Raw genomic sequence first — 4258 nt, 5'->3', positions numbered from 1 at the left:
CCGATTAGGCACCTACTCGGTGGTGACCCATACGAAGTACGCCTTCGGCGAGAAGCAAAAGGACTGCAATTTTATAAATTATATATTATACAACATATAATCATTATATTTATAATTTTAAATAAGACTTTACTACCCTATTTATAAATAAAATTGACAATTCAAAAATATATTAGTATAATGCCTTTAATATTCTAAATATTTTAAAATGAATAAATAAGGAAGTTTTATGAAAGAAATTATATTAATGATAGCTTTAAGCTTTTTAATAAGCTGCAATAATAAATCGGATAATACACAAAACAATACAACAGTTAATAACAATACAAACATAACAATCAATAATAATACTCAAAATACAAATCAAATTATAAGTCAGCAAACAACTGCAGCAAGAAATAAAAAACCTGAATTCAAAAATAAATATCCAATTAAAAATTACACAGAAGCAGAAGTTGATAATATATTATACAAAACTATTGACGCAGAATTAGCAGATTATGGAATATCCGATAATTCCAAAAAAGAAAGAAGAGAAGAAGAGAAACAAAGATTAGAGCCTATAAAAGATTTATTATTAAAAGGCATAAATAGCAAAGATGAAAATGGAAATAATGTATTAATGTTAATACCTAAACTTGATTATAGAAATTATGCTTATAATGATTTAGTAAGATGGCTTGTTGAACACGGCATTAGTTTAGATGATACTGAAATACTAAATTACAATTATACTGATAAGATTATAGATTATTTATTAGACAGCGGAGTTAATTTTGATTATAATACAATATATAATAAAATTAACTCAGAAAATAATAATTATAATTTAATATCAAAATTGATTAGAAAATTAGAATCTGCCAATTATTATTTTTCTGATATAGATTATCAATTACAAAGCGACTTATTATTTCAAGCAATTTTAAATGATAATTTAGATTTAGTAAGACTATTTTTAAATCTTGGTGCTGATATCAATTCCATAAACAGAATGAGCGATGGTTATGTGGGAACTCCTTTAATGTATAGTGCATATTATGAAAAGTATGATATTATGGATTATTTAAAAGAGAACAATGCTGATATTACTATTCACTGCTTTCAAGATAGAGAAGAATTAGAAAGTATTCATACTTATGATAGCCATATATCTTTTGTATTGATGGAAAATTTTCCTATTTTAAGTCCTACAAATTTAATTAATACTGTTATCACTGGAAACAACAATGAAGATTTAATGATAAGAATATTAAATAAAATATCTCAAACTTTTAAATTTGCAGATACTAGTTACATTTATTCTCCTACATCACAAACTGAGTTTACAAACAATAATGAAAAATATATTTTAATACAAAGTCATATATTAAATGAAGAATATGTAGAAAACCTTATATTAATGGAAAAATATGTATATGATTTTGAAGTAAACGATAAATATTTTAATTATATAACTATATGGAAAAGAGATAAAAACGATGAAAATAAAGCACAGTTTATAACAGGCTTTTATCCAATGCAAAATGATGACTACTCACAAACTTATGATATTGCTTCATCAGGAAACTATATGACAATAGAAGCAATCGATGATGAGGGTACATATTATTATACATTCATAATAGAAAATAATGATTTTTATTTAGATAAATTTTCTCTCTCTAAGTATAATATGTCAGATACTAATGAAGAAAAAAACGAAGAGCATTATTATAATTACAAAACAGATGCTAGTAAATTTAATCATACCAGCAGAATAAAAGCTATTGATTTAGAAAGAGGTTTCTTTAGTAAGTTAATAGAAGAATATAATAAATAAAATAAAGGGATTAAAGTTTTTTAATTAACTCTAATCCCTTTGTTCTTGTAAATCAATAATTAATTCATCAAAAATTAAAATTCTTCAGCATTTTATATTTTCGTAATGAAACCAACTCTTTTAGCATATTTTCAATGCTTTTGCTGATTTACAATATACTTATAATTTTTCTATTTCTTCTATACTCAATCCTGTATATTTAGAAATTGTATTAAAATCTATATTATCTTTCTTCATATTTTTAGCCATAGATATTTGATTTTCTTTAATACCTTCCTTAATACCTTCTTCTCTGCCTAACCTTCTTTCTTCCTCTAACATTATTTGATTACCATATAAGTATGCCTGTCTTTTATCGTACTCATTCATCATTAATCTATCTTTAATAAAGTTATTATATCTTTTCTGTACTTCTTCCATTATAGGCTTTTCTTTTACTAATTCTGACATAATTTCCTCCTTATTATTTTTCTCTTTCATTGTAAAAAATTTAAGCCAGCAATTTAAATCTGGCTATAATAAATCATATTTAATTTTTTTCAATTCTAATATATGTATCTGTAAATGGTCTGTTAATAATCTTTTATTATTAGTGTCATAAATCATATAGCAGGAATGTATAAAATTATTATCATCTAAATTAAAATTAAGAAGATTTATACTTATAACAGGAGTTAAGGCATCGTATTTTTCTCCGTGTTTTAAAAGTTTATTATAATTAGATGCCAAATAATAAAGTATTCTTTCTGGAAATCTTGAATTGCCTTGTAATTGTATTTCTATTATAACAACTGCACCATTTTGAGTTATACACTTAACATCTGCAATAGTTTCTTTATCTTCATAATTTTCTTTATAGTTAAAAGGTGTAAGTATTTCTACACTTCTAAAAGTTTTCATATTAGAATCAAGCATTATTGAATTAATAAAGTCAAGCAGTATAGCGTTACTGTCTTATGATGAGAATAAATATCTCACAAAATAATCATTCAATACATTAATATTTCTACTCATAACTTTATTATACAAAAAATAATTACAAAAGTAAAGTTTTAATTATTTTCTTATTTTTTATATATAATCTAAATATTAAATTATTATAATCTTGAGATATAGAAACTTTATAAAAAATAAAAGAGCTTTAAGACAATTAAAAACCTTAAAGCCCTTTTGTATTAAAATCAATTATAGTCTAAATTAAATTTCCTCACCGTTCTCTATTTTTGTAAGCAAGTCAACTCTCCTAGCATGCCTTCCGCCTTCATATTCCGCATCAAGCCATTCTTTAACTATCATCTTAGCTAAATCAACTCCAACTACCCTAGCACCAAAAGCTATGATATTAGAATTATTATGCTGTTTAGAAAGTTTAGCAGAATAAGGCTCACTACAAACAGCCGCTCTTATTCCTTTAACTTTATTAGCAGCAAGTGAAATACCTATACCAGTTCCGCATATCAAAACTCCGCATTCGCATTCTTTGCCTACAATAGCATCGGCAACCTTTTTGCCATATATAGGATAGTCTACACTTTCTGTAGTATACGTACCATAATCAGTAACAGTATGTCCTAATTCTTCTAAATATTTTATTATCTCTTTTTTTAATTCAACAGCTGAATGATCGCATCCTATAGCAATTTTCATAGTTTTATTTCCTTATATATATTTTTTCTAATATTAAAATCAATTTATAATAAACAAAGTAAAATTATTTATAAGCTATAAGAAAACTCTAATATAGCATAAGTTTTATTATCTTCGCTATCAAATTTGAGTAAAACTTTATCATCAATTATAGCTTTCTTTACAACAATAGTATCTCCTAGAGCAGCAGGTACTCTGTATTCTATTCTTATTCTTTTATAATTATCTTCTACATAATCTATTGCCATATCAATATATCTAGCATTATTAACATGATTATTATCATCTATAAAATATTTTTTTACTTTAAATCTATCAACTTCTTTTAACGCATTATTATCAACTTTTATTTTTCTAGGCAGATAATTCATTTCCTGCTTTTCATCAAAGTTAATTTTTTTAATAAAATCAGAAGGCACTCTTATCAAATTACCATTAGATAAATCAACAAATCCACCTATAGCATAACAAATAACAAGCTCATTATAATTTTCATCATATATCACAGTGTTTCTGTATCCATAAGCTTCATTGCATTCATACACATAAGTACGCACTATCACTTTGTCACTATACTTTGGAAGCTTGTATATATCAACTTGTCTAGATACCAAAAACATACTCACATTATTTTCATTAAAATATTTTGTAAGCTCTTCTTCAGAATCTAATTGAAAAAAAGAACAATCCTGCATTAAATCAAATATTGATGAAGTTTTTAAAAGTCCGTCTTTATCAATCTGACTAGTACCTACAACTGCTTTCATTTCATACATAATTAGTAAACCT

At 24.8% G+C, this 4258-nt stretch carries 3 protein-coding genes and 1 pseudogene; 1 reads left to right on the top strand and 3 read right to left on the bottom strand.

Annotated features, from left to right (window positions below):
- The first annotated feature begins 229 nt into the window (after window positions 1-229).
- Window positions 230-1822: an ankyrin repeat domain-containing protein gene (locus E6A48_RS08180; RefSeq protein ID WP_219709592.1), complete on the top strand. Its 1593-nt coding sequence runs from the start codon at window positions 230-232 to the stop codon at window positions 1820-1822.
- A 159-nt stretch (window positions 1823-1981) separates the two neighbouring features.
- On the opposite strand, the pseudogene E6A48_RS08175 reads toward E6A48_RS08180, so the two are convergent.
- The 3 genes and pseudogenes from E6A48_RS08175 to E6A48_RS08165 form a co-directional block, all read right to left on the bottom strand.
- Window positions 1982-2836, bottom strand: a pseudogene (locus E6A48_RS08175) (Rpn family recombination-promoting nuclease/putative transposase).
- A gap of 183 nt (window positions 2837-3019) precedes the next feature.
- Window positions 3020-3469: a ribose 5-phosphate isomerase B gene (gene rpiB, locus E6A48_RS08170; RefSeq protein WP_219709590.1), complete on the bottom strand. Its 450-nt coding sequence runs from the start codon at window positions 3467-3469 to the stop codon at window positions 3020-3022.
- A gap of 68 nt (window positions 3470-3537) precedes the next feature.
- Window positions 3538-4245, bottom strand: coding sequence for an acyl-[acyl-carrier-protein] thioesterase (locus E6A48_RS08165; protein WP_219709594.1), 708 nt, complete (start codon window positions 4243-4245; stop codon window positions 3538-3540).
- Window positions 4246-4258: the final 13 nt, after the last annotated feature.

The organism is Brachyspira pilosicoli (assembly GCF_019402445.1).
Classification (GTDB): Bacteria; Spirochaetota; Brachyspiria; order Brachyspirales; family Brachyspiraceae; genus Brachyspira; species Brachyspira pilosicoli_B.
The sequence above is the reverse complement of the archived record's forward strand: the minus strand, read 5'-3'. Positions and strand labels throughout refer to the sequence as shown.

Coding starts and splice junctions, on each gene's coding strand:
- E6A48_RS08180 (WP_219709592.1), top strand. CDS start 230: ATGAAAGAAATTATATTAATGATAGCTTTAAGCTTTTTAATAAGCTGC.
- rpiB (WP_219709590.1), bottom strand. CDS start 3,469: ATGAAAATTGCTATAGGATGCGATCATTCAGCTGTTGAATTAAAAAAA.
- E6A48_RS08165 (WP_219709594.1), bottom strand. CDS start 4,245: ATGTATGAAATGAAAGCAGTTGTAGGTACTAGTCAGATTGATAAAGAC.